The organism is Acidovorax sp. A1169, assembly GCF_030704685.1.
In the GTDB taxonomy this organism is placed as follows: domain Bacteria; phylum Pseudomonadota; class Gammaproteobacteria; order Burkholderiales; family Burkholderiaceae_C; genus Acidovorax.
On sequence record NZ_JAUZDX010000007.1, the window covers coordinates 33,553 to 58,434 of the forward strand.

At 68.3% G+C, this 24,882-nt stretch carries 21 protein-coding genes; 13 read left to right on the forward strand and 8 right to left on the reverse strand.

From position 1 onward, the window contains the following. The 5 genes from QYL93_RS13415 to QYL93_RS13435 all read left to right on the forward strand — a co-directional run bounded on the left by QYL93_RS13415 (nt 1) and on the right by QYL93_RS13435 (nt 6,574). Entirely contained in the window at nt 1-1,014 is a 1,014-nt protein-coding gene (locus tag QYL93_RS13415; RefSeq protein ID WP_305744095.1) for a hydroxyacid dehydrogenase, read from the forward strand. Continuing rightward, nucleotides 1,011-1,727: an RraA family protein gene (locus QYL93_RS13420; protein ID WP_305744096.1), complete on the forward strand. Its 717-nt coding sequence runs from the start codon at nt 1,011-1,013 to the stop codon at nt 1,725-1,727. The genes QYL93_RS13415 and QYL93_RS13420 overlap by 4 nt, the downstream gene beginning before the upstream one ends. 221 nt (nt 1,728-1,948) lie before the next feature. Further along, nucleotides 1,949-3,271 carry a Glu/Leu/Phe/Val dehydrogenase gene (locus QYL93_RS13425; protein ID WP_305744097.1) on the forward strand — a complete coding sequence of 441 codons (1,323 nt, stop codon included), beginning with the start codon at nt 1,949-1,951 and terminating at the stop codon, nt 3,269-3,271. 286 nt (nt 3,272-3,557) lie between these two features. Further along, complete coding sequence (locus tag QYL93_RS13430) at nt 3,558-5,177, forward strand: class I adenylate-forming enzyme family protein (RefSeq protein ID WP_305744098.1); 1,620 nt, start codon at nt 3,558-3,560, stop codon at nt 5,175-5,177. Next, nucleotides 5,174-6,574 carry an MFS transporter gene (locus tag QYL93_RS13435; RefSeq protein WP_305744099.1) on the forward strand — a complete coding sequence of 467 codons (1,401 nt, stop codon included), beginning with the start codon at nt 5,174-5,176 and terminating at the stop codon, nt 6,572-6,574. The genes QYL93_RS13430 and QYL93_RS13435 overlap by 4 nt, the downstream gene beginning before the upstream one ends. 4 nt (nt 6,575-6,578) lie before the next feature. Here the strand turns inward: QYL93_RS13435 and QYL93_RS13440 are convergent, their stop codons facing one another. Beyond that, a complete protein-coding gene (locus QYL93_RS13440) occupies nt 6,579-7,679 on the reverse strand; it encodes a hypothetical protein (protein WP_305744100.1) in 1,101 nt (366 codons plus the stop codon). A 107-nt stretch (nt 7,680-7,786) separates the two neighbouring features. Between QYL93_RS13440 and QYL93_RS13445 the strand changes: the two genes are divergently transcribed. Next, nucleotides 7,787-8,386, forward strand: coding sequence for a hypothetical protein (locus QYL93_RS13445; RefSeq protein WP_305744101.1), 600 nt, complete (start codon nt 7,787-7,789; stop codon nt 8,384-8,386). 10 nt (nt 8,387-8,396) lie between these two features. Here the strand turns inward: QYL93_RS13445 and QYL93_RS13450 are convergent, their stop codons facing one another. The 4 genes from QYL93_RS13450 to QYL93_RS13465 all read right to left on the reverse strand — a co-directional run bounded on the left by QYL93_RS13450 (nt 8,397) and on the right by QYL93_RS13465 (nt 13,314). Then, a complete protein-coding gene (locus tag QYL93_RS13450) occupies nt 8,397-9,746 on the reverse strand; it encodes an SH3 domain-containing protein (RefSeq protein WP_305744102.1) in 1,350 nt (449 codons plus the stop codon). Beyond that, nucleotides 9,746-11,191 carry a tRNA 5-hydroxyuridine modification protein YegQ gene (gene yegQ, locus QYL93_RS13455; RefSeq protein ID WP_370876971.1) on the reverse strand — a complete coding sequence of 482 codons (1,446 nt, stop codon included), beginning with the start codon at nt 11,189-11,191 and terminating at the stop codon, nt 9,746-9,748. Before yegQ ends, QYL93_RS13450 begins: the two co-directional genes overlap by 1 nt. 9 nt (nt 11,192-11,200) lie before the next feature. Beyond that, nucleotides 11,201-12,118 carry a tRNA 2-thiocytidine(32) synthetase TtcA gene (ttcA, locus tag QYL93_RS13460; RefSeq protein WP_305744104.1) on the reverse strand — a complete coding sequence of 306 codons (918 nt, stop codon included), beginning with the start codon at nt 12,116-12,118 and terminating at the stop codon, nt 11,201-11,203. Between the two features lie 131 nt (nt 12,119-12,249). After that, nucleotides 12,250-13,314, reverse strand: coding sequence for a homocysteine S-methyltransferase family protein (locus QYL93_RS13465; RefSeq protein ID WP_305744105.1), 1,065 nt, complete (start codon nt 13,312-13,314; stop codon nt 12,250-12,252). 72 nt (nt 13,315-13,386) lie between these two features. Between QYL93_RS13465 and recQ the strand changes: the two genes are divergently transcribed. After that, on the forward strand, nt 13,387-15,357 hold the full coding sequence (gene recQ, locus QYL93_RS13470; protein WP_370876972.1) for a DNA helicase RecQ: 1,971 nt from the start codon (nt 13,387-13,389) through the stop codon (nt 15,355-15,357). A gap of 1 nt (nt 15,358) precedes the next feature. Here the strand turns inward: recQ and QYL93_RS13475 are convergent, their stop codons facing one another. The 3 genes from QYL93_RS13475 to QYL93_RS13485 all read right to left on the reverse strand — a co-directional run bounded on the left by QYL93_RS13475 (nt 15,359) and on the right by QYL93_RS13485 (nt 18,270). Beyond that, nucleotides 15,359-16,426 (reverse strand): serine hydrolase, encoded by a 1,068-nt coding sequence (locus QYL93_RS13475; RefSeq protein WP_305744107.1) that lies wholly within the window; start codon nt 16,424-16,426, stop codon nt 15,359-15,361. Then, complete coding sequence (locus QYL93_RS13480; RefSeq protein WP_305744108.1) at nt 16,365-17,516, reverse strand: serine hydrolase; 1,152 nt, start codon at nt 17,514-17,516, stop codon at nt 16,365-16,367. Before QYL93_RS13480 ends, QYL93_RS13475 begins: the two co-directional genes overlap by 62 nt. Nucleotides 17,517-17,589: 73 nt before the next feature. Then, nucleotides 17,590-18,270, reverse strand: coding sequence for a GntR family transcriptional regulator (locus QYL93_RS13485; protein ID WP_305744109.1), 681 nt, complete (start codon nt 18,268-18,270; stop codon nt 17,590-17,592). Between the two features lie 115 nt (nt 18,271-18,385). On the opposite strand from QYL93_RS13485, the gene QYL93_RS13490 reads away from it, so the two are divergent. From QYL93_RS13490 to QYL93_RS13515, 6 genes are all read left to right on the forward strand, one after another. Next, nucleotides 18,386-19,285, forward strand: coding sequence for a fumarylacetoacetate hydrolase family protein (locus QYL93_RS13490; RefSeq protein WP_305744110.1), 900 nt, complete (start codon nt 18,386-18,388; stop codon nt 19,283-19,285). A gap of 23 nt (nt 19,286-19,308) precedes the next feature. After that, nucleotides 19,309-20,337 (forward strand): TRAP transporter substrate-binding protein, encoded by a 1,029-nt coding sequence (locus QYL93_RS13495; RefSeq protein ID WP_305744111.1) that lies wholly within the window; start codon nt 19,309-19,311, stop codon nt 20,335-20,337. 5 nt (nt 20,338-20,342) lie between these two features. After that, nucleotides 20,343-21,731: an FAD-binding oxidoreductase gene (locus tag QYL93_RS13500; RefSeq protein WP_305744313.1), complete on the forward strand. Its 1,389-nt coding sequence runs from the start codon at nt 20,343-20,345 to the stop codon at nt 21,729-21,731. Nucleotides 21,732-21,760: 29 nt separating this feature from the next. Next, nucleotides 21,761-22,267 carry a TRAP transporter small permease gene (locus QYL93_RS13505; RefSeq protein ID WP_305744112.1) on the forward strand — a complete coding sequence of 169 codons (507 nt, stop codon included), beginning with the start codon at nt 21,761-21,763 and terminating at the stop codon, nt 22,265-22,267. Nucleotides 22,268-22,271: 4 nt separating this feature from the next. Next, nucleotides 22,272-23,552, forward strand: a complete 1,281-nt coding sequence (locus QYL93_RS13510; RefSeq protein WP_305744113.1) for a TRAP transporter large permease subunit — start codon at nt 22,272-22,274, stop codon at nt 23,550-23,552. Between the two features lie 85 nt (nt 23,553-23,637). Then, nucleotides 23,638-24,837 (forward strand): threonine ammonia-lyase, encoded by a 1,200-nt coding sequence (locus tag QYL93_RS13515; RefSeq protein WP_305744114.1) that lies wholly within the window; start codon nt 23,638-23,640, stop codon nt 24,835-24,837. Nucleotides 24,838-24,882: the final 45 nt, after the last annotated feature.

The following is a 24,882-nucleotide window of genomic DNA, read 5'->3' on the forward strand; positions in this document are numbered from 1 at the left end:
ATGGCCCAGCTCTCCGCCCCCCTCACCGTCTTTGTCACGGCGCCCACGCTGGCACGCACCGGCACTGATCTGCTGGAGCAAGCCGGCTGCCGCGTCCTCTACCTGCCCGACGGCCAGGACCGATCCGCCGTGGGCCGTATCCTCTCCGCCGAGCCCGTGGATGCCATCATCTCGCGCACGGCCCTGCTGACCGCCGCAGACCTGGCGGCCTGCCCCACGCTGCGCATCATCTGCAAGCACGGTGTGGGCGTGAGCAACATCGACGTGGATACCGCCACGCAGCGTGGCATCCCCGTGTGCGTGACGCCCGGGGCCAACGCCCAGTCGGTCGCCGAAATGGCCTGGGGCCTGATCTTTGCGGCGGCGCGCCGCATCGCCTGGATGGACGCCGAGCTGCGCTCGGGCCGCTGGTCGCGCGCGCAGGATGGCCTGCAACTGCAGGGCCACACCCTCGGCCTGGTAGGCTTTGGCGAAGTGGGCCAGCGCGTGGCGCGCGTGGCACTGGCACTGGGCATGCCCGTGGTGGCCTTCGACCCAGGCCTTCGCGCCGTGCCCCGGGGCCTGGAGGCAGTGCGCCTGCTGCCCACCGTAGACGCGGTGGTGCAGGCGGCCGATGTGCTGAGCCTGCATGTACCGCTCAACAGCGCCACGCGCGGCCTGATGGACGCCGCGCGCATCGCGCAGATGCGCCCTGGCTCCATCCTGATCAACACCGCACGCGGCGAGGTGGTGGACGAACCCGCACTCATCGACGCACTGCGCAGCGGGCAATTGTTTGCAGCCGGACTGGACACCATGGCGGTCGAGCCTCTGCCGCCGGACAGCCCCCTGCTGGCACTGCCCAGCGTGGTGCTGACTCCCCATGTGGGCGGCTCCACCCCGGCCGCGCTCGCCGCCATGGCCCGTGGTGCTGCGCAGACCGTGCTCGCTGCGCTTTTGCACGGACAAATCGATCCCGCCCACTGCGTGAACCCGCAGGTGCTTTCCTCCTTTTCTCAACGAGCACTGCCATGACCCCTGCCACTCCCCCCACCCCTTCCTCCCCGAGCGCGTGGCCGCCGGGCTACCGCATAGAGCCCCGCCAGGACCGCCTTCCCGCCGCGCTGGTTGACGCTTTCCGCAGCATTCCCGTGGCCGTGGCCGCCGACTGCATGGGCCGCAGCGTGGGTGCCATGGGTCTGCACGGCTACCACGAGAATCTGGCCACCGTGCTGTGCGGTCCGGCTGTCACCGTGCGCGTGCGCCCGGGCGACAACCTCATGATCCACAAGGCGCTGATGATGGTGCAGCCCGGCGACGTGCTGGTGATCGACGGCGGTGGCGATCTCACGCAGGCGCTGATGGGCGGGCTGATGCGCACCACCTGCCTGGTCCGGCAGCTCGGCGGCCTGGTGATCGACGGCGCCGTGCGCGACCGGCTGGAATGGGCCGAGGGCGGGCTGCCGGTCTTCGCCCGTGGCCACACGCACCGCGGGCCCAGCAAGGAGGGCCCGGGCGAGATCAATGTGCCCATCGCATGCGCAGGCCTGGCCGTGCTGCCGGGCGACCTGGTGCTGGGCGATGCCGACGGCGTCATCGCCATCCCCGCCGCCGATGCAGCCACGGTGCTGGAACGCGCGCACCTGCACCTGGAGAAGGAGGCGCGCATCCGCGCGAGCAACCTCGCGGGCACGTCCGACCCGGAGCGTTTCAACGCAATGCTGCGCGCCAAGGGCCTTCCTGTGTGACTGGCAAGGAAAGGGAGCAGGCGGGCAGCATCGGCGGCGATGGCCAGCAGCGCTTTCGCAGAGAGGCCCGAGCGCTATTCATTTCGGAGCGCTTGGCCGCCAGGGACGGATTTCCCAGTTTATGCATCGATTGCATAACCCTGTAACACTCTTGCCTTGGACAGCCTTGCGGGGCAGGAATAAGCTTCGTGGCTTGAACTTATCCCACAAGGAAATTCACCATGTCGCAATCTTCCGGCGCTCCGGCCACCCCTTCCAAACTGGGCGCCGTGCACACCCTGCCTTCGTACCTGCAGGCCGACAACCTCGGCCCCTGGGGCATCTACCTGCAGCAGGTGGACCGCGTCACGCCCTACCTCGGCCACCTGGCCCGCTGGGTGGAAACCCTCAAGCGCCCCAAGCGCGCACTGATCGTGGACGTGCCGATCGAGCTGGACAACGGCACCATCGCCCACTTCGAGGGCTACCGCGTGCAGCACAACACCTCGCGTGGCCCCGGCAAGGGCGGCGTGCGCTTCCACCAGGACGTGACACTGTCGGAAGTGATGGCCCTGTCGGCCTGGATGTCGATCAAGAACGCGGCGGTGAACGTGCCCTACGGCGGTGCCAAGGGCGGCATCCGCGTGGACCCCAAGAAGCTCTCCATGGGTGAACTGGAACGCCTGACGCGCCGCTACACCAGCGAGATCGGCATCATCATCGGCCCCACCAAGGACATCCCTGCGCCCGACGTGAACACCAACGGCCAGATCATGGCCTGGATGATGGACACCTACTCCATGAACACCGGCTCCACCGCCACTGGGGTGGTCACCGGCAAGCCCGTGGACCTGGGCGGCTCGCTGGGCCGTGTGGAAGCCACCGGCCGCGGCGTGTTCACCGTGGGTGTGGAAGCCGCCAAGCTCACCGGCCTGCAACTCGAAGGCGCACGCCTGGCGGTGCAGGGCTTCGGCAACGTCGGCGGCATCGCAGCCAAGCTGTTTGCCGAAGCCGGTGCCAAGGTGGTGGCCGTGCAGGACCACACCGGCACCATCTTCAACGGCAAGGGTCTTGATGTGCCGGCGCTGCTGGCCCATGTGAAGATCCGTGGAGGCGTGGGCGACTTTGCCGGTGCCGAAGCCATGAAGCCCGAGGAATTCTGGGGCGTGGATTGCGAGATCCTGATCCCTGCCGCCCTGGAAGGCCAGATCACCGAGCACAACGCCGGCCAGATCAAGGCCAAGCTGGTGATCGAGGGGGCCAACGGCCCCACCACCCCCGAGGCGGACGACATCCTGCACGACAAGGGCGTGCTGGTGCTGCCCGACGTGATCGCCAACGCCGGCGGTGTGACGGTGAGCTACTTTGAATGGGTGCAGGATTTCTCCAGCTTCTTCTGGAGCGAGGACGAGATCAACGCCCGCCTGGTGCGCATCATGCAGGACGCCTTTGCCGGCGTGTGGCAGGTGGCCCAGGAGCACAAGGTGAGCCTGCGCACCGCCACCTTCATCGTGGCCTGCCAGCGCATTCTGCACGCCCGCGAAATGCGCGGCCTGTATCCTTGAGTCCCTGCTCTATCCAGAACTGAAGCGGCCCACCCGACCGCCCTCATTCGAAGCCAACCGCCAGCGCCGCACCCGGCCCTGGCGGTTTTTTCATTGCAGGCGCTCCTGCGGAAGAGGCTGTTGCGCGCGGGCGACGCTGCGCAGCCGCGTTGGTGCCTGTTGTCGGCATGAAGCGACCGCTTGGCGTTGCCTGAAACAGGCGGATACGAGGGCCAACAAATGGAAATGTTTGCCCCGGAAGGTGCATGGGAGACTGCCTGGCATCACGCCCAACCAGGAGACAACGGTGGCCCTTCCCTCCCTGCGCAGCGCCGTGGCTCGCTTCCTGCTGAGCCGCTTGCGCACCGCCCGTGCGGTGGCCCGCCTGGCCTACCGTCTGCATGGCAACAAACGCGCCCTCATCGACCGGCGCGGCACCCTGACCTACAAGCAGTTGCATGAGCGCGTGCTGCGACTGCATGGCTGGATGCAGGCGCAGGGCGTGAAACAGGGCGACATCGTCTTCACCTGGCTGCCCGAGACCGGCGAGCAGTACGAGACGCGCCTGGCCACGTTCGAAAACGGCACCATCTTCGCCAGCTTCCACAAGCACCTGTCGGCGCAGGCAGCGCTCGACACGCTGCTGCGCGTGCAGCCCACCGTGTTCATCCACGACCCGGCGCTGAGCGCACCCATTCTGGCCACCGTGCGCGAGCGCCTGCCCGGCCTGCACATCCTGGCCCTGGGCAAGCCCTACGAGGACGCGCTGGCCCGGGCCACGCCCACGCGCGGCACGGCCAAGGTGCACGAGGACGAGGTGTTCGCGCTGCACATGACCTCGGGCACCACCGGGCTGCCCAAGGCCATCGGCTATACCCACCGCAAGTACCTGGACAGCGTGCGCTTCATCGCGCAGTCGATCAACTTCACGCCCCCCGCCAGTGGCCAGGACATCAACATGCTGGGCCTGCCGCTCACGGGGCCGGGCTCGGACCTGGTGCTGCCCACCCTGCTCTCGGGCGCGGTGCTGGTGATGCCCGAGAACTTCCGCTCGGCCACGCTGGCCGGGCTGATCGAGCGCCACAAGGTCTCGCGCGCCTTCCTCTCGCCCTCGGCCATCATCGACCTGCTGGACGACCCGGAGCTGCCGCGTTACCGCCTGGCCTCGCTCACGCACGTGCCCTACGGCTCGGAGATGATGCCCGCGCCCAAGATCGCCGAGGCGATCCGCCACTTCGGCCCCATCTTCCAGCAGGGCTATGGCTGCCTGGAGGCGCTGCCGCCCATCACCTGGCTGCTGCCGCACGAACATGTGGACGCGAGCGGCGCCCCCGTCAGCCTGGAGATTCTGTCGTCGGTGGGCCGCGTGATGCCCGGCGTGGACGTGGTGATACGCGATGACGACTTCAACCCGCTGCCTCTGGGCTCCACGGGCCTCATCACGGTACAGACCCCGGTGCAATTCGAGCGCTACTGGCACGACGCCGAGAAAACGGCCGAGACACTTCGCAACGGCTGGGTAGTGATGGGCGACACAGGCTATTTCGACAAGGCAGGCTACCTGCACGTGCTGGGCCGCAATGCTGACCGCGTGCACAAAGGCAGCCAGATGCTCAACCCACGCGAGGTGGAAGAGGTCACGCACCAGCACCCTGCCGTCAAGGAATGCTGCCTGGTGCAGCATGGCGAACAGGCCGTGCTGGTGGTGAGCCTGCGCCAGAGCTGGCGCACCGAGCACAGCTGGCGCGCGCTGGAGCACGACATCACCGAGTACCTGGGCGAGAACCTGGCCGCGGCCTTGCAGCCCGACCGTGTGCGCATCGTGCCCGAGATCCCGCGCAGCTTCCTCAACAAGATGCTGCGGCGCGAAGTGCGCGCCATGCTGGATGCCGAAGAGCCCGTAGCCGAACCGGCACACGCGCTGTGAACGAGCCAGCCGCCGCGCAGGCCGCCACCACCGCCTCCACCCTGTCGCTGGGCACCAAGCTCAGCTACGCCGTCGGCAACGTGGGCCTGCAGATGCTGATCGCCGCCATGGGCTTTCTGCTCATGATCTTCTACACCGACGTGGCCCTGGTGCCGCCGGCCGTGGCCGGCGCCGCCCTGCTGGTGGGCAAGGTGTGGGACACCATCAACGACCCGCTGTTCGGCTGGGTGACGGACCGCACGCGCTCGCGCTGGGGCCGCCACCGGGTGTACCTGATCTACGGCGCCATTCCGCTGGCCGTGGTGTCGGCCGCGGTGTGGATGGTGCCCCCGGGCCTGTCGCTCGTCGCGGCCTTCCTGTGGATCGCCATCACCTATACGCTGTTCGACACGCTGATGACGCTGGTGCAGCTGCCCTACCAGGCCATGGCCGCCAACCTCACGCGCGACTACGACGAGCGCACCAGCCTCACAGCCTTTGCGTCCCTCGGTGCACTGCTCGGCTTCTTCGCGGGCAGCGTGCTGATGCCGGTGCTGGTGCGCGCCGCGCCCGATGCGCGCACGGGCTATGCGCTGGCCGGTGCCTGCTTTGGCCTGGTGGCCGGCATGGCGGTGGCCGTGGTGGCCTGGCGGGTGCGCGAACCGGTGACCGAGGAAGCACAGGCCGACCCGGCACCCGCCTGGGACTCGGTGCGCCGCACCCTGGTCGGCACGCTGCGCAACCGGCCCTTCCTGCTATTGGTAAGCGCCGCTGGACTGGTGCGCCTGGGCCTGACGCTGGTGCAGGGGGCGCTGGCCTACTTCGTCATCTACCAGTTGCAGGGCACGCAGGGCGACCTGCCGCGGCTCATGGCGATCCTGCTGGGCGTCGTGGGCATCTCGCTGTTCGTCTGGAAGCGCGTGGTCGACCGCTGGGAGAAGAACCGGGCCTACCTGCTGGGCCTGGTGTTCAGCGCCACCGGCCTGTTGGCGCTGTACTGGATCGGGCCGGGCCAGCAGGGGGCCGTGCCGGTCGTGCTGGCGCTGATCGGCATCGGCATGGGTGCGCACTGGATCGTGCCCTTCGCGATGGTGCCCGACACCATCGACCATGGCCACATGCTCGCGGGCGAGCGCACCACCGGCATGTACTACGGCCTGTTCGGTCTGGTGGACAAGATCGCGCGCACCCTGGCCACGGTGGTCGTGGCTGCCGTTCTTGACCTGACGCACTACGTACCCAACGTGGCCCAGTCGGCCCAGGCGCTGGGCGGCATACGGCTCATGACCGGCCCGCTGCCCGCGCTGTGCCTGGCACTCGCGATACCGCTGCTGCTGGCCTACCCGATCACGCGCGCACGCCACGGCGAGATACGCCGCAGTGTGGGCGATGTGCGCGACAGCCAGTTCGCTGGCTGATACTTCAGGCCCCGGGGCCGGCCGGCCGGACGGGGACGACGGGCTCCACCCAGCGCAGGGCCAGGCAGAACGGCTGCGCGCAGGCGGATCGCCCCGCATAAGGGCAGCCAGACACCTCGCACAGCGGCCGGTCGCGCTCGCGGGCTTCCTCGGTGGGCAGGTGCCCGCTGGCCTGCAGCACCGCCATCTGCGTCCAGGGGTCCAGGCGCTGGGCTTGCGGCAGCAGCATTTCACGGCCGTAGACCGAGGCGGGCAACTGGGCCTGGAAGTCCAGCACCAGCAGCGCGCTGGTGCGCGCAGCGGCCGCCTCCGGCCCTTGCAGCACCAACGCAAACACCCCCGATTGCAAGGCCTGCGCGTTGCCGGAGAACGGTATCTGCAGCGGTGCCGGCGGGGGCGATGCCACGGCGGAGGGTGCCGACTGCGATGCCATCCAGGGCACGGGCATGCGCAGGGTCAGTGCAAAGCCGCGCGGCCCTTCGGGAGTCTGCACCGTTCCCTGGCGCACCAGCCAGGTCTGCAGCGGCGGCTGCCCGGGTTCGGCATCGCCTCTTTCGAGTGCATGGGCCAGGCCCACGGGCCAGGGCTGGGCGGCGACCACGCGCTGCGGCATGCCGCCACCCCCGGTCAGTTGCGCCACCATGGCGCTCACCATGCGCAGCACGGGGGCGTCGAGGCCCTCGGCGGGCCAGATGGCCGCAGCGAGCAGCGCCGTGCCGGTAGCCGGCACAGCCTGGGACGCCGCCAAGGGCGCCCCCGCAGGCGGCAGTATCGGCAGCGAGGTCCGCGCCGCCGCGCTGGCACCAGCGCCGCCGGCCGGCAAGGCCTGGCGCGGGTCAAACCCTGCGCCCAGCTGGCCGCGCGCCTGGGCCGAGATACTGGCCTTGTCGGCCGGGGCCGCTGCTGGTGCCGATGCAGGGACGGGCGTGGCGGAAGGCGCCGGCACAGGGCTCCCTGCGGGGTCAGCCACCGGAACCGGCGCGCGCACCGCAGTCGGCTTGTCCAGCCCGAGCAGCGAGGACTGCCGCTGCAGCGCTGCCTCGGCCAGGAACTGGGCCACGGGCGGCAAGGCGCCAGGGCGGGAGGAGTCGATGGGGGTGGCCATGCGGGACTGTGGGTAGACGCCTGATTCTGGAGTGATTCAGTGCCGATGAACAGGGTGGCCGCCCCCAGGCCCCCGCCTGCGTCAGAATTCGCCCTGCCCACGCCACCATGACCCTCCCACCCTCGCCTGCAGCACCACCCCATGCCTGGGTCGCTCCGGCCCTGCTTGCCGCAGTGGCCGGCTTCCTGCTGCTGAGCGCCGCGCTGTTCGCGCCCAGCTGGGAGCGCGCATTCCGCTCCGACGCCTCGCCGGCCGCCTGGCTGTCGAGCGCCCTGCTGCTCACGCTGGGTGTCACCGCCCTGCGGCTGACCGCCGAGCGCGCCCTGCCCCGGCTGCTGGGGATCTGGCTGGTACTGGCTTTCGGCGCGCTGGCGCTGGACGAGCAGTTCATGCTGCACGAGCTGTGGAAATTCCGCTGCATCGAATGGACCACCGCCTGCCAATCGGATTGGGTGCGCGAGGCACCCATGCTGGTTGTGGGCATGGTCGGTGCGGCCACCCTGGCCTGGCTGCACCGGGCCCTCACCCACCGCAGCACGCAGGCGCTGATGTGGGCGGGGCTGGCGGTCGGCCTGTGGGCCATCGCCGTCGATCAATGGCCCGGCATGCCGCCAGCGCTGGAAACCTTCGAGGAAGTCTTCGAGGTGCTCGCCGAGGCCCTGGTGCTGGCGGCGCTGCTGCGCCAGCCGGCACCACCGCGCCAGTAGCCGGGGGTGCTCAGGTGCATTCCTGGTCGATCCAGCGGCCGGCCCGGAACCACTGGCCGCCGACGTTGAGGTACCAGTGGTGGGCGAAGATGGGGTGGCCCGACATTTCGCCCTTGAAGGGCACCTCGATGCGCAGGATGTCGGGGATACCGTCGCGGTCGAGGTCGATCTCGTAGGCCACCACGGCGGTCTGGATGCGCACCGGCTTGGGGACTTCCGGAGGCTCGGCCGTAATGGTCCAGCCCATGGGCTGGCGCTGGGCCTTTACCACGACTGCACTGGCGGGCAGCTCGGTCGTGGTGACCAGGCGGGTAAGCACCTGGGCTGTTTCCGGCAGGCGCGCATAGCGCTTGACGGGGACGACCTCGTCACCCGCGTCGGACAACGGATCTGCAAACGCCGGGCCGGTGTAGTTGCCGCCGCAGTAGAAATCCGCGTTGTCGATCTGCCAGCTGCGCTTGCGCAGGGCCTGTGCACCCACGAGGCCCTGCTGCGTGATGGCATAGACGGTGAGCGGCGGCTCGAAGACCAGATCGGCCGCCCCCACGTCCCAGAAGCCGGTGACGAATTCGATTTCCGGCCCATTGTGGCGGTTGTAGCGGCCCATGGGCGCCGCTGTGGGCACGACGGCAATGCGGCTGCCGGCCACGGCGGCCAGGCCATCGGCCTCGGTGTCGTGCAGCAGGGCCACCTCGCCATGGCGCTTGAAGCGCGAGGGCGCAATGGGCTGGAGTGACAGGCGCAGGCCCGGCCGCTTGAGGTCGGCGACGGGGTCCGGCACCGGCTTGCCGCGCGCGATCTCGTGGGCGGTATCGAGCAGCACGCCAGCGCGCAGCAGGCGCTTGGCGGCATCGAACTCCGGCCGGGCGGCATAGCGCACCTCGGCCCCTTCGGCATGGGATTTCTGCAGCGCGGGCATCTGCAGGGTCGCAGGGCGCGGCAAGGCATTGCCATAGGCGCGCAGGCGGTTGGGCGATGGCGCCACCCAGAAGGCCCGCGCCGGGTCCTTGGCCGCCTGCGGCAGGGTCAGGGGCTGCGCCGCCAGCAGGTTGCAGGCCATGTGCGACTGAAAGGGGATGAAGCGGATCACCTCGCCCTTGCCATCGGGGTTGAGCCGGTCGTCGCCGGTGTAGAACACTTCGCACCAGCCGTCCTGCTCGGCCAGCAGGCGCACTACCGTGTTGGCCGGCAGCTGTGCCTCCACCCGGGCATCGGGCCGGGGCCGTTCGCGCAGGTTGACCCAGGAGCCTTGCACATGGCGCACCGGGGGCTCGGGCCCGAGCTGCGCGCCGGCGCCAGGCACCCACAGGGCTGCCCCCGCGAGGGCGGCCAGGGAGAGAAGGCCTGCCCGCCGCCGCATCACGCCACCAATTCCGGCGCGGCCGCCGCTTGCTCCACCACGCGCGCCAGCAGCGCCCCGGCATAGCGCGCGGGCAGCGGAATCCACACGCGCACCGGGTTGCCCTGGGCCACGGCCACGGGCTGGCCATGCACGTCGTGCATGCGCTCAAGCCGCAACTGGATGTTGCCGCTGGGGTGCACCACCTCCAGCAGGTCGCCCACGGCGAAATGGTTCTTGGTTTCCACCTGCACCCAGTCGCCCACCAGGCCCACAACCTCCTGGCCGTCGGCACCCAGCACCTCGCCCGCGAACTGGCTGCGCTGGGTGGCCGAGTGGCCGCTGAGGTAGTTCTGGTAATCCTGGCTGGGGCGGCGCTCCAGCAGGCCGCCCGTGTAGCCGCGGTTCGAGAGGCCTTCGAGCTCGACCAGCAGTTCGGGGTTGAACGGCCGGCCGGCCACGGCGTCGTCGATGGCGCGGCGGTACACCTGGGCGGTGCGGGCCACGTAGTACAGGCTCTTGGTGCGGCCTTCGATCTTGAGCGAATCCACGCCGATCTGTGTCAGCCGCGCCACATGCTCCACGGCGCGCAGGTCCTTGCTGTTGAGGATGTAGGTGCCGTGCTCGTCCTCCATGATGGGCATGAGCTGGCCGGGCCGGCCGATGTCTTCAAGCAGGTAGACCTGGTCGGCTGCGGGGTGGCGTGCGCCGTCGCCGCAGGTGGAAAAGGACTGCTCGGCCTCCTGCTGGGCGGTGGCGAAGTCGAAGCCGGCCTCCATCTTCTGCGCCACGGCCTCACCGGTGGTCGCATCGACCTCCGAGCCATGCGTGGCATAGCCCCAGCGGCAGGCGTTGGTGCAGGTGCCCTGGTTCGGGTCGCGGCGGTTAAAGTAGCCGCTGAGCAGGCAGCGGCCCGAGTAGGCGATGCACAGCGCGCCGTGCACGAAGACCTCGATCTCCATGTCGGGGCACTCCTGGCGGATCTGCGCGATCTCGTCCAGGCTCAGCTCGCGCGAGAGGATGACGCGCTCCACACCCATCTTCTGCCAGAACTTCACGGCCGCCCAGTTGGTGGTGTTGGCCTGCACCGAGAGGTGCACGGGCACCTCGGGCCACTTCTCCTTGACCATCATGATCAGGCCGGCGTCGGCCATGATCAGGGCGTCGGGCTTCATGTCGATCACGGGCTCGATGTCGCGCAGGTAGGTGCGGATTTTGTCGTTGTGCGCAATCAGGTTGCTGGTCACGAAGAACTTCTTGCCGCGCGCATGGGCCTCGGCGATGCCCTGGCGGATTTGCTCCAGGCGGAACTCGTTGTTGCGCGCGCGCAGCGAGTAGCGCGGCTGGCCGGCGTAGACGGCGTCGGCACCGAAGTCGTAGGCCGCGCGCATCTTGTCGAGCGAGCCGGCGGGCAGCAGCAGTTCAGGGGCTTTGAGGGCGGTCATCGGGGCCATCCAATCGGGCATTTGTGGGTATCAGCGGGGGAACGGCATGGCGATGGCCTGCGGGAATTCCTCGCCATCGAAGGCCTTGTCGCCATCGGCATCGGCCACACCGTTGGCGACCAGGCCCTGGAAGTCGAAATGGCGTGGGTCCATGAAATGCGAGGGCACCAGGTTGCGCAGCGCCACGGCCATGTTCTCGATGCGGCCCGGGTACAGCTGCTGCCAGTCGCGCAGCATCTGCCCGATCTGCTTGCGCTGCAGGTTCTCCTGGCTGCCGCACAGGGTGCAGGGAATGATGGGAAATTCGCGCAGCTCGGCCCAGCGCGTGAGATCGGTTTCGGCCACATAGGCGAGCGGGCGAACAATGACGTGATCGCCCCGGTCGCTCTGCACCTTGGGCGGCATGCCCTTGAGCTTGCCGCCAAAGAACATGTTCAGAAAGAAGGTCTGCAGCATGTCGTCGCGGTGGTGGCCCAGGGCGATCTTGGTGCAACCCAGCTCGTCGGCCACGCGGTAGAGGATGCCCCGGCGCAGGCGGCTGCACAGGCTGCACATGGTCTTGCCCTCGGGCACATGCTGCTTGACCACGCTGTAGGTGTCGCGCGTCTCTATGTGAAAGGGCAAGCCCAGCTCTGCCAGGTACCCGGGCAGCACCTCGGCCGGAAAGCCCGGCTGCTTCTGGTCGAGGTTGACGGCGATCAACTCGAAGCGGTGGCCGTTGCGCTGCTGCAGCATGCGCAGCACGTCGAGCATGCCGTAGCTGTCCTTGCCGCCCGACACGCAGACCATGACCTTGTCGCCATCGGCGATCAGGCCGAAGTCGGCGATCGCCTGGCTCACCTGGCGCACCAGGCGCTTTTCGAGCTTGAGGGCCTCGCGGTCCGTGCGGCCCGCCATAGGGGCGGGTGATGCGGCAACGGGGGGCGAGGTGGGGGCGTCGGTCAGCATGGCGGGCAGGAGGATTCACGGCAGCAGCAGATGCTGCGGTCCAAAATTGCGATGGTATGCATGGCACCTGGCGATGACAAAGCCATCGCCAGGATCGATTTTCGTACAGATGGGCCCACAGGCCCGAAGAATCAGGCCTCCGCCGGGTAGAACATCTTGCGCGCCGGCACCGTTTCCACCGCGCGCGCAATCGCGCCGATATGGTCCGGCGTGGTGCCGCAGCAGCCGCCCACGATGTTCACGAGGCCCTCGGCCGCGAATTCGTGCACCAGCCGGCTCGTGACCTCGGGCGTCTCGTCGAAGCCGGTGTCGCTCATGGGATTGGGCAGACCGGCGTTCGGGTAGCAGCTGATGAAGGTATCGCCTGCGACACGGTTGAGCTCCTGGATGTAGGGGCGCATCAGCGTGGCGCCCAGGGCGCAGTTCAGGCCGATGGCCAGGGGGCGCGCATGGCGCACGCTGTTCCAGAAGGCCGTCACCGTCTGGCCCGAAAGGATGCGTCCCGAGGCATCGGTCACCGTGCCGCTGATGATCAGCGGCAGGCGCTGGCCGCTGTTCTCGAAATACTCGTCGATGGCAAACAGCGCGGCCTTGGCGTTCAGGGTGTCGAAGATGGTCTCGACCAGCAGCACATCGCTGCCGCCCTCGACCAGGGCCTCGGTCTGCTCGTAGTAGGCGGCGCGCAGCTGCTCGAAGTCGATGTTGCGCGCGCCAGGGTCGTTCACGTCGGGGCTGATGCTGGCCGTCTTGGGCGTGGGGCCCAGGGCGCCGGCCACGAAGCGCGGCTTGTCGGGCGTGCTGTACTTGTCGCAGGCGGCGCGGGCCAGTTGCGCGGATTTGAGGTTCATCTCGCGCGCCAGGTCGGCCATCTTGTAATCCTCCTGCGCGATGGTGGTCGCGCCGAAGGTATTGGTCTCGATCAGGTCGGCACCGGCAGCCAAATAGCGCTCGTGGATGTCGCTGATCACGTCGGGCCGCGTGAGGCTCAAGAGCTCGTTGTTGCCCTTGACGTCGCGCGGGAAGTCCTTGAACCGGTCGCCCGCACCGCCGGGGCCGGTGTAGCCCTCGCCCCGGTACTGCGCCTCGCCCAGCTTGAAGCGCTGGATCATGGTGCCCATGGCGCCATCGAGGATGGCGATGCGTTGGGCGAGGATGTCGGGCAGCTGCTGGGCGCGGGTGTAGTGGAGGGCTTGCATGCCCCTATTGTAGAAAGTGCGGCCCCGGCCCGCATGCAGCGCACAATATGCGCCTGCCGTGCAACAGGCCAAATGGCACCTGCCAGGCCCCTATTGATACCAACTGCCTGCCATCGCTTGCTGAAAAAGCGCCAACGGCCCTTAAACCCGAGTATTCGTTTGTCTTCTCGTCCTTTGTCATCCGCCCCCTCCCCCGCCCACACCGTCCTGCACGACGTTTTCGGCTACGAGCAGTTCCGGGGCCCCCAGCAGGACATCGTCGAGCACGTGATCGGCGGCAGCGACGCATTGGTGCTCATGCCCACGGGCGGGGGCAAATCGCTGTGCTACCAGGTGCCGGCCATCGTGCGCCAGCAGCAGGGCCGCGGGGTGACCATCGTCATCTCGCCGCTGATCGCGCTGATGCACGACCAGGTCGGTGCCCTGCACGAGGCGGGGGTGGATGCCGCCTTTTTGAACTCCACGCTGAGCTTCGACGAGGCGCAGGACGTGGAATTTCGCCTGCAGACCGGCGCCATCACGCTGCTCTACGCGGCGCCCGAGCGGCTGAACACGCCGCGCTTCCTGGGCCTGCTCGACAGCCTGTACAACGAAGGGCATCTGTCGCTCTTTGCCATCGACGAGGCGCATTGCGTGAGCCAGTGGGGCCACGACTTCCGCCCCGAGTACCGCGCCCTCACGGTGCTGCACGAGCGCTATGCCGGCGTGCCGCGCATCGCGCTGACCGCCACGGCCGACGACCTCACGCGCGCGGACATCATCGAGCGCCTGCAGCTCGAGGACGCTCGGCTGTTCATCAGCAGCTTTGACCGGCCCAACATCCGCTACCGCATCGAGGAAAAGAAGGACGCCACCACGCAGCTGCTGCGCTTCATCGAGCGCGAACACGCGGGCGAAGCCGGCGTGGTGTACTGCCAGTCGCGCAAGCGCGTGGAAGAACTCGCCTCGACCCTGAGCGACGCGGGCCTCACCGCCCTGCCCTACCACGCAGGCCTTGACACCAAGGTGCGCCAGAAGAACCAGGACCGCTTCCTGCGCGAGGAGGGCATCGTGATGGTGGCCACCATCGCCTTCGGCATGGGGATCGACAAACCGGACGTGCGCTTCGTGGCGCACGTGGACATGCCCAAGAACATCGAGGGCTACTACCAGGAGACCGGCCGCGCCGGCCGCGACGGCCTCAACGCCGACGCCTGGATGGCCTATGGCCTGAACGACGTGGTCAACCAGCGCCGCATGATCGACGAGAGCCCTGCGGGCGAGGAGTTCAAGCAGGCGCTGCGCGGCAAGCTCGATGCGCTGCTGGCCCTGGCCGAGGCCACCGATTGCCGACGTGTTCGGCTGCTGGCCTATTTCGGCGAAGCGTCCACGCCCTGCGGCAACTGCGACAACTGCCTGACGCCACCCGCCATATGGGACGCCACAGACGCAGCGCGCAAGCTGCTGTCCACCATCTACCGGGTGCAGCAGGTCAGCCGCATCGGCTTTGGTGCCGGCCACATCATGGACATCCTGCGCGGCAAGCAGACCGAGAAGGTGCTGCAGTTCGGGCACGAGAAGATCTCCACCTTCGGCATCGGCGCCGACCTGTCAGAGCCCCAGCTGCGCGGCGTGCTGCGCCAGTTGATCGCCACCGGGGCGCTGGGCCTGCAGAAGGTGATGCTGGACAGCGGCCACAGCTTCGACACGCTGTGCCTCACCGAAGGCTCGCGCGCCGTGCTCAAGGGTGAGGTACCGGTACAACTGCGCGAGTCGGTGTCGGCCGCGCCAGCCAAGCGCACCCGCAAGGGCAGCGCGCCACCGGCCGCGGCCGCCAACCTGGGGCCCGATGCGCAGGTGCGCTTCATCAACCTCAAGGCCTGGCGCGCCGAGGTGGCCAAGGAGCACAACCTGCCGGCCTACGTGATCTTCCACGACGCCACGCTGGCGGCCATCGCCGAGCGCAACCCCGCCACCCTGGAGGACCTGCAGGGCATCAGCGGCATGGGTGCCAAGAAGCTCGAAGCCTATGGCAGCGAGGTGCTGCGCGTCAGCGGGCAGTAACTTACCTGCCGGGCTTCTTGCCCGGAAAGAAGGTCTGGGTGAGGGCCCGGCCGATCTGCTCGAAGGCCTTGCCCGCCTCGCCATGCTCGTCCAGGTCCTCGGCGCAGGTGGCCAGCACGATGGCGGCACGGCCGCCGTCCTGCGGGTTGACCACGCCCATGTGGCAGGCGCGGTGCAACTGGGTGCCCGTCTTGTGGATGAAGCGCTCGCTGCGCGGCAGGCCGGCTTCAAGCCGATAGGCATCGTAGGTTGCGTACTTGAGGTCGGTGAAAAGGCGCTGCTGGTGCGCGGGCGAGAGCAACTTGCCGGTGACCAGCTTCTCCAGCATGCCGCCATAGGATGTAAGCGGTGCCGAATTGAGTCCGCGCGCGTAATAGCGCTTGTAGGCCTCGTCCATGGTCTTCACACGCAGATCCGCCTTGTCCACGCCGATGGTGCGCGCGAGCGTCTCCACTCGCTTGTCACCCATGGGTGCCGCGGCCAAGCGCACCAGGTCCATGTTGGCCATCTTGCGCGCACCGGGGTGCAACTCGGCATACACGTCGTAGCGCACCTGCGTGAAATCGGTGATGCGCTCGAAGCCCTTGGTACCGAGCAGGTCGCGCGCGCGGCGGTTGAGCGTGTCGTCGCCGATGGTGCGGATCAGCATGTTGGCGGCGGTGTTGTCACTCTCCATCAGCATGCGCTTGAGCAATGCGTCCAAGCGGTAGCGGGTGCCGGCCTTGTTCCAGACCACGTTGCCCGAGCCGTCAACCTTGTCGCTGTCCTGCAGCGTCACCTGCTCGGCAAGGCTGTGTTTTCCCTGCTCGACCTCCTGCAGCAGGGCAATGGCCACCGGCAGCTTGGCCGAGGAGCCCAGGTACCAGGGCCGGTCGGCCTGGTAGGACAGCACTTCACCGTTGTCCAGCCGCTTGACATAGACCCCGAGCTGCCCGGGAGTGGCTTGGTCGATCTTCTCGATCTGCTGGCGCAGCGCGTCGCTCCAGGCAGCGCCTTGCGCGGCCAGGCTAGCGCTCGCCAGGATCAGCGCGGTGCACCACGCGCGCAACGGGAGGGCACTCTGGGTCATGGGTTCTTCCGTCGGTCAGCAGGCCAGAATTGCACAGGGCCGCCCCCACATCGCGGAGGGCACGGTCTGAACGCGCGCTGGACAGCTCTCCGCGCGTGCATGCGACCACGATAACCCGCTGGTCCCGACCCAGACGTGGGACAGTGACCAATCCGGTGTCGCAGGTGCGCGCACGCTGCGTGCCGGTCTTGTGCGCGAAGCGCGCCGTTTTCGGCAGGCCGGCCTGTACGCGGTAGACCCCTGTCTGCACCCGCTCCATGACGCCCAGCAGGTAGCGCGTGTGCTCGGCATGGAGCGCCTTGCCGTTGACCAGCAGCTCCAGCAGGTCGGCATACGCATCAAGGCGGCCCGAGTTCAGGCCGCTGGCGTAGTAGGCCTCGAAGGCATCGCCCACGCTGGGCAACAGGAAGGACGAGGCCGGCACGCGCAGCAGGCGCGCGAGCACCTGCACCCGGTCGGCATCGCTGCGCTGCTGCTTGATCACCAGGAAGTCATGGCCCGACAGGTGCGATGCCTGCGGCGTCAGGTAGCCATAGGCGTGGCGGCGCACGTCGGCCAGGCTGGTGATGCGCTCGAAGCCCCGGGGCACGAGCTGCTCGACCAGGGCATTCACGGCGCGGATGCCGACCAGGCCGATCAGCATGTCGCTGGCGGTGTTGTCGCTGTAGATGACCATCTGCTCGATGAGGTAGCGGATGCTCAGCGCCGCGCCCACGGCTTTGGAGTTGGTATGGCCCGCACCGTCCACGTAGTCGGAAGCGCGCACGCGCAGTTTGGTCTCCAGCGTGAAGTCGCCGCGCTCCACGGCCTGCAGCACTGCCAGCGCCACCGGGATCTTCACCGTCGAGGCCAGGTACCAGCGCTCTTGGCCGCGATGGGACACGGCGATGCCGCTCTCCAGATCGCGTACGTAGACGCCGATGCCGGCGGTGTTCTGCGCCGCCAACTGGGTGAGCTGCTCCTGCAGCAGCTCCGGCCAGGCAGGGCGCGGCGGCGAGGCGCCCTGGGAATGCGCAGGGGCCGCAGCCACCACTGCGGCGGACAAGGTCAACGAAAGGATGAAAGCCTGCAGACGGGCGATGGCGCGCACCTCCGTAAACCTGCAACGGTACACCCCAGCCCCGACAGGGGCCGTAACACTCTGTGATTCCGAGGGTTACGCCTCAGCCTTCCTGCAGCAGCGGCGAGCGCAGGATGATCTGCGCCGTAGCGAACAGATGGGTGTCGATGGCCGCGAAGGCCCGGGCCTTGTCGCGTGCCAGGGCCGCCTCCATGATCTGGCGGTGCTCGCCGCGCACATCGCGGTGGTCGCTGCTCAGCGGCACCGAAAGGCGGCGGTAGCGCTCGCTCTGCCGGTAGAGCATGTGCCGCATGCGCAGCAGCCACTGGTTGGGGCAGGCGCTGACCAGCGCCTCGTGGAACTCGCCATGCGCGTCGTTCCAGGCGATGGTGGAGCGTGCCTCGGCTTCCGACGGCAGGGACTGCAGGCGTTCCATGCGGTGGGAGGCCGCGACGATGCGCGTCTCCCACTCCACATCGCCGTGCTCCATGGCCTGGCCCAGGCACAGGGACTCCATCTCCACGCGGGCGCGGGTCAGGTCCAGCAGCTCTTCCTTGCTCACCGGGCTCACGCGGTAACCGCGGTGCGACTCGCCCATCACCATGCCTTCGGCCCCCAGGCGCGAGAGCGCCTCGCGCACGGCGCCCAGGCTCAATTCCAGCCGCTCTTCGATGGCCTTGATGTTCAGCTTGGCGCCCGGCGGCAGGCGCCCGTCGAGGATTTCGGCACGGATCAGGTCGCAGGCGGTCTCCGCCTGGGTGCGCTTGGGAAGGGTGGTCTGCATGGCCTGCCTATTTTATGCGGGAATCTACCAAGAGAATAATAATAGATTATTTGATCAAATATATATCCATGCAGTCAGACCCAGAGGTGCTTGGCTGCCGCCACCAGGAGACCCGATGAAATTGCTTCGCTTCCAATCGGCCGGCCACAACGGCTGGGCCGTGTGCCACCCGGCCACCGGCGAATGGCATGGCACCACCGAAGGCCATGGCGCCTACCCCGGCGATGTGGATGACCTGCTGCGCCAGGGGCGTGCAGCGCTCGACGCCGCAGCCGCCGCCATGGCCCGCCAAGGCGCCGTGGACCTGGCCACCGTGCAGCTGCTGGCGCCCGTGGCCCGGCCGGCCAAGATCATCTGCGTGGGCCTGAACTACCGCGACCACACGGCCGAAAGCGGCTTCGTGCAGCCCGCCTACCCCACGCTGTTCGCGCGCTTCAACTCCAGCGTGATCGCGCACGGCGCACCGCTGCTGCACTCACCGCTGTCGGATTCGCTGGATTTCGAAGGCGAGCTGGTCGCGGTCATCGGCACCGGCGGCAGCCGCATCGCGCGGGAGGATGCCCTCGCCCACGTGCTGGGCTATTCGGTCTTCAACGACGCCAGCGTGCGCGAGTACCAGTTCAAGACGCCGCAATGGACCATGGGCAAGAACTTCGATGGCACCGGCGCCTTCGGCCCCTGCCTGGTGACCGCCGACGAGCTGCCCCCCGGCGCGCGCGGCCTGCTGCTGGAGACCCGCCTGAACGGCCAGACCGTGCAGTCGGCCAATACCGATGACATGGTGTTCGACATCGAATCGCTGATCGTCACCATCAGCGAGGCCATCACGCTCGAAGCGGGCGACCTGATCGTGGCGGGCACCCCGGCCGGCATCGGCCACGCCCGCGAGCCCCGCCTGTACATGAGGCCGGGCGACGTCTGCGAGGTGCAGATCGAGCGCATCGGCCTGCTGCGCAACCCCGTACACGCCGTGGCCGCCACGGCGCCCCTCCCCTTCGAGCCCGCCACCGCCTAACGCCCAACCCCCAGGAGACTGCCATGCCATTGAACCGATTGCTGCGCACTGCCCTCATCGGCACCCTCACCGCCCTGGCCGCCCTCGGCGTGCAGGCCCAGGACGCCAAGCCCCGCACCGCCCGCTTCGGCCACGGTCTGGCCGACAACCACCCAGCCGGCCTGGCGGCCAAGCAGTTCGCCGCCGACATGGACAAGGCCACCGGCGGCAAGATGAAGATCACCGTGATCGCCAACCAGGCCCTGGGGCCCGACCCGCAGATGCTGGGCGCCCTGCAGGGTGGCGTGCAGGAGTTCTACACCGGCAGTGCGCTGGCGCTGCTGGGCCAGGTCAAGGAGCTCGGGTTCCAGGACGTTCCCTTTCTGTTCAACACCGAGGCCGAGGCCCACGCGGTGTTCGATGGGCCCGTGGGGCAAACCCTCAACACCAAGCTCGCCGGCGTGGGCATCCACGTGCTGGGCTGGTGGGAGAACGGCTTTCGCCATATCACCAACTCGCGCCGCCCGGTCCACAAGCTCGACGACCTCAAGGGCCTGAAGCTGCGCACCCAGCCCAACCCGCTCACGCTCGATGCGTTCAAGGCCATTGGCGCCAACGCCTCGCCGCTGCCCTGGTCCGAGCTGTTCGTGGCGCTGGAGACCAAGGCCTTCGACGGGCAGGAAAACCCTGTCGTGCTGATGTACACCCAGCGCTTCTACGAAGTGCAGAAGTACATGACGCTCTCGGGCCACGTCTACTCGCCGCTGATCTTCGCCGTGTCCAAGAAATACTGGGACAACCTCTCGGCCGACGAGAAACAGATGATGACCAGCGCCGCCAAGAGCGCCACGGCCTACCAGCGCAAGACCACCGCCGCCGAGGCCGGTGCGGCCCTGCAGGGCATGAAGGACAAGGGCATGCAGGTGACGCAGTTCTCCGAAGCCGACCTGCAGGCCATCCGCGACAAGGTGCCGCCGGCGATTGCGCCGCACCTGGAGAAGATCGGGCCCGAGTTCATGGCCCTGGTGCGCAGCGAGATCGCCAAGGCGCGCGGCGCGGCCAAGCCGCAGTGATGGACATGCCCGACCGCCCGCCCCTGCCGCCCGCCTTCCTCGAAGCATTGGGCCAGTTGCTCGGCCCGCGCCTGTCCACCAGCCTGGCGGTGCGCGCGCACCATGGGCGCGACGAGTCGATCTTTTCCGCCATGCCGCCCGACGCCGTGGCCCATGCGCGCACACGCGAAGAGGTGCTGGCCATCGTGCGCCTGTGCCGCGACCACCGCGTGCCGCTGGTGCCCTACGGTGCGGGCTCGTCGCTCGAAGGCCACACCCTGGCCACGCGCGGCGGGCTGACGCTGAACCTGCAGCCGATGGACCAGGTGGTCGCCATCCACCCCGAGGACCAGACTGCCACCGTGCAGCCAGGCGTGACGCGCAAGGCGCTCAACGCGGAACTGCGCGACACGGGCCTGTTCTTTCCCATCGACCCCGGGGCCGACGCGACCATCGGGGGCATGTGCGCCACGCGCGCCAGCGGCACCAACGCCGTGCGCTACGGCACCATGCGCGAAAACGTGCTCAACCTGACCGTGGTCACGGCCGACGGCGAGGTGGTGAAGACCGGCCAGCGCGCGCGCAAATCGGCTGCGGGCTACGACCTCACGCGGCTGTTCGTGGGCTCCGAAGGCACGCTGGGCGTGGTGGTCGAGGCCACGGTGCGCCTGTACCCGCTGCCCGAGAGCGTGATGGCAGCCGTGTGCGCCTTTCCCGACATCGATACCGCTGTGCAGGTGGTGGTGCAGACCATCCAGCTCGGTGTGCCGATCGCGCGCTGCGAGTTCGTCGACGCCACCGCCATCCGTGCGCTCAACGGCCACAGCCGCACCGACCTGCCCGAGCAGCCCCATCTGTTCTTCGAGTTCCACGGCAGCGCGGCTGGCGTGCAGGAGCAGGTGGCCACCGTACAGGCCCTTGCGCTGGACGGCGGCGGCGCGCGGTTCCAGTGGGCCAGCAGCCCCGAGGAGCGCACGCGCCTGTGGGAGGCGCGGCACAACGTCTACTTCGCCGCGCTGCAGCTGCGCCCGGGCTGCCGCTCGGTGGTCACCGATGTCTGCGTGCCGATCTCGCGCCTGGCCGAATGCGTGGGCCAGACCGCGCAGGACCTGCAGCAGTCGGGCATGCTCGCGCCCATCGTCGGCCATGTGGGCGACGGCAACTTCCATGTGCAGATGCTGGTGGATGCAGACAACCACGCCGAGGTGGAACAGGCCGAAGCGCTCAACGCCCGCCTGGTGCAGCGCGCCCTGGCCATGGACGGCACCTGCACCGGCGAACACGGCGTGGGCCTGCACAAGCAGGGCTTCCTGCTCGACGAGCTGGGCGCTGCCCCGGTGGAACTGATGCGCCAGATCAAGCACGCCATGGACCCGCACAACCTCATGAACCCCGGCAAGATCTTCGCGTTCTGACGCGGGCCCCCTCTTTCCACCCACATTCCATGAAGCAACTCATCCACTGGTATTTCAAGGCGCTGGAGGGGGTCGTCGTGCTGTGCCTGGCCGCCATGTGCATCATGGTGTTCGGCAACGTGGTGCTGCGCCACCTGTTCGACTCGGGCATCAACATCTCCGAGGAGCTGTCGCGCTTCATGTTCATCTGGCTGATCTTCCTGGGCGCCATTCTGGCGATGCGCGAGGGCGGCCACCTGGGCATGGACATGCTGGTGCACCGCCTCTCGGGCAAGGCCTTGTTTGCCGCCGTGCTGCTGGCGCAGTGCACCACGCTGGCCTGCTGCGCGGTGCTGCTGTGGGGCCTGCTCAGGCAGCATGCGCTGAACATGGCCAACACCGGCCTGGTGACCGGCATTTCGCTGGGCGTGGTGTATTCGGTGGCCTACCTGTGCGCGGCGTCCATCGGGGTGATGACGGTGGTGAACATCGTTCGACTGCTGAGTGGGCGGGTGAGCCCCGGCGCGCTGGTCGCCGTGAGCGAAGAAGGGGCCTGACGCCATGGTCGTCGCCGTCTTCGTGCTGTCGCTGCTGGCCGCCATGGCCCTGGGCGTGCCCATCGCCTTCTCGCTCATGGCATGCGGCATGGCCATGATGTTCTACATGGACATGTTCGACGCGCAGATCATCGCGCAGAACATGCTCTCCGGGGCCGACAGCTTTCCGCTGATGGCCATCCCCTTCTTCGTGCTCGCCGGCGAGCTCATGAATGCCGGCGGCATCTCGCGGCGCATCGTCGATGTGGCGGGCGCCTGGGTGGGGCACTTCAAGGGCGGCCTGGGCTATGTGGCCATCTTCGCCTGCGTGCTCATGGCCTCGCTGTCGGGCTCGGCGATTGCCGACACGGCGGCCGTCGCCGCGCTGCTGATCCCGATGATGCGCAAGGCCGGCTACGACATTCCGCGCGCCTCGGGGCTGATCGCGTCGGGCGGCATCATCGCGCCCGTGATACCTCCGTCCATCGGCTTCGTGATGCTCGGCGTGGTGGGCAACATCTCCATCACGCAGCTGTTCATTGCCGGCATCTTGCCCGGCCTGATGATGGCGCTGGCCCTGGTGCTGACCTGGGCCTACCAGTCGCACCGCGACGACATGCCGCGTGGCGAGCGCATGCCCCTGCGCCAGCGGTTGTCCGCCACCATCGCAGGCTTCTGGGCCTTGCTGCTGCCGCTGCTCATCGTGGGCGGGCTCAAGGCGGGCTACTTCACCCCTACCGAGGCCGCCGTGGTGGCCGTTTTCTACGCACTGTTCGTGGGCTTCGTGGTGTACCGCGAGCTACGCTGGTCGCAGCTCTACGGGCTGCTGCTGGCCAGCGCCAAGACCTCGGCCGTGGTGATGTTCCTGGTGGCTGCGGCGCAGGTCTCGGCCTGGCTCATCGCGGCCGCCAACATCCCGATGGTGGTGGCCGACATGCTGCAGCCCCTGGTGGGCAGCCCGGTGCTGCTGATGCTGGTGATCATGGCGCTGGTCTTCACCGTGGGCACGGCGCTCGACTTCGCGCCCACCATCCTGATCCTGGTGCCCGTGCTGATGCCGGTGGTGCGCATGGCCGGCATCGACCCGGTGTACTTCGGCGTGCTGTTCATCATGAACAACGCCATCGGCCTGATCACCCCGCCGGTGGGTACGGTGCTCAACGTCGTCTGCGGGGTGGCGCGCGAGCGCATGGAGCCGGTGATCCGCGCCGTCATGCCCTACCTGCTGGCGCAGACCGCGGTGCTGCTGCTGCTCACGCTGTTCCCTCCGTTGGTGATGGTGCCGCTGCGCTTCTTCACGCGCTGAGGGCGCTTGCTGGCGGGTGAGGGCGTGCATGAAAAGGCAGCGCCGCCATCGCACAAAGGGCCCCCGGCGCGCCACAATGGCACCCATGCTGACCCTCCAAGACATCCAAGCCGCCGCCGCCCGCGTCCAGGGCCACGTGCTCGACACCCCGTGCGTCGAGTCCAAGACGCTCTCGCAGATCGTGGGCGCCCAGGTGTTCCTCAAGTTCGAGAACCTGCAGTTCACCGCCTCCTTCAAGGAGCGCGGGGCCTGCAACAAGCTGGTGCAGCTGAGCGCTGAAGAACAGGCACGCGGCGTGATCGCCATGAGCGCCGGCAACCATGCCCAGGGGGTGGCCTACCACGCGCAGCGCCTGGGGCTGCATGCGGTGATCGTGATGCCGCGCTTCACCCCGGGCGTGAAGGTGCAGCGCACGCGCGGCTTCGGTGCCGAGGTCGTGCTGCACGGCGACACACTCGAAGAAGCGCGGGCCCATGCCTACCAGCTGGCCGAGCAACGCAGCCTGACCTTCGTGCACCCCTACGACGACGAGGCCGTGGCCGCCGGCCAGGGCACGCTGGGGCTGGAGATGCTGGCGGCCGTGCCCGACCTCGACACGCTGGTGATCGCCGTGGGCGGCGGCGGCCTGATCTCGGGCGTGGCCACGGCGGCCAAGGCAATCCGCCCGGACATCGAGATCATCGGCGTGCAGACCTCGCGCTTCCCGGCCATGGTCAACGCCATCCAGGGCACGCAGCACCCGCAGGGCACCTCGACCATCGCTGAAGGCATTGCCGTGGGCACGCCCGGCAAGATCACGCAGGAGATCATCCGGCGCCTGGTGGACGACCTGGTGCTGGTGGACGAAGGCGACATCGAGCAGGCGGTGCTGATGCTGCTGGAGATCGAAAAGACCCTGGTCGAGGGCGCAGGCGCCGCCGGCCTGGCGGCACTGGTGCGCTATCCCGAGCGCTTCAAGGGCAAGAAGGTGGGGCTGGTGCTGTGCGGGGGCAATATCGACCCACTGCTGTTGGCGGCCATCATCGAGCGCGGCATGGTGCGCTCGGGCCGGCTGGCACGCATCAAGGTCAGCGCGCGCGACATCCCGGGGGTGCTGGCGCGCATCACGGCCATGGTGGCCGACACGGGCGCCAACATCGAGGAGGTGCACCACCAGCGCGCCTTCACCATGCTGGCTGCACAGAACGTGGAGATTGAACTGGTGCTGCAGACGCGGGGAAAGGCCCATATCGAAGAGGTGCTGCAACACCTGCACGATGGGGGCATGGAAGCCGTGCTGATCTGATGAGGTTGGGCCCTTTTCCCCACACCGGCTAGAATTGCGCAAGTT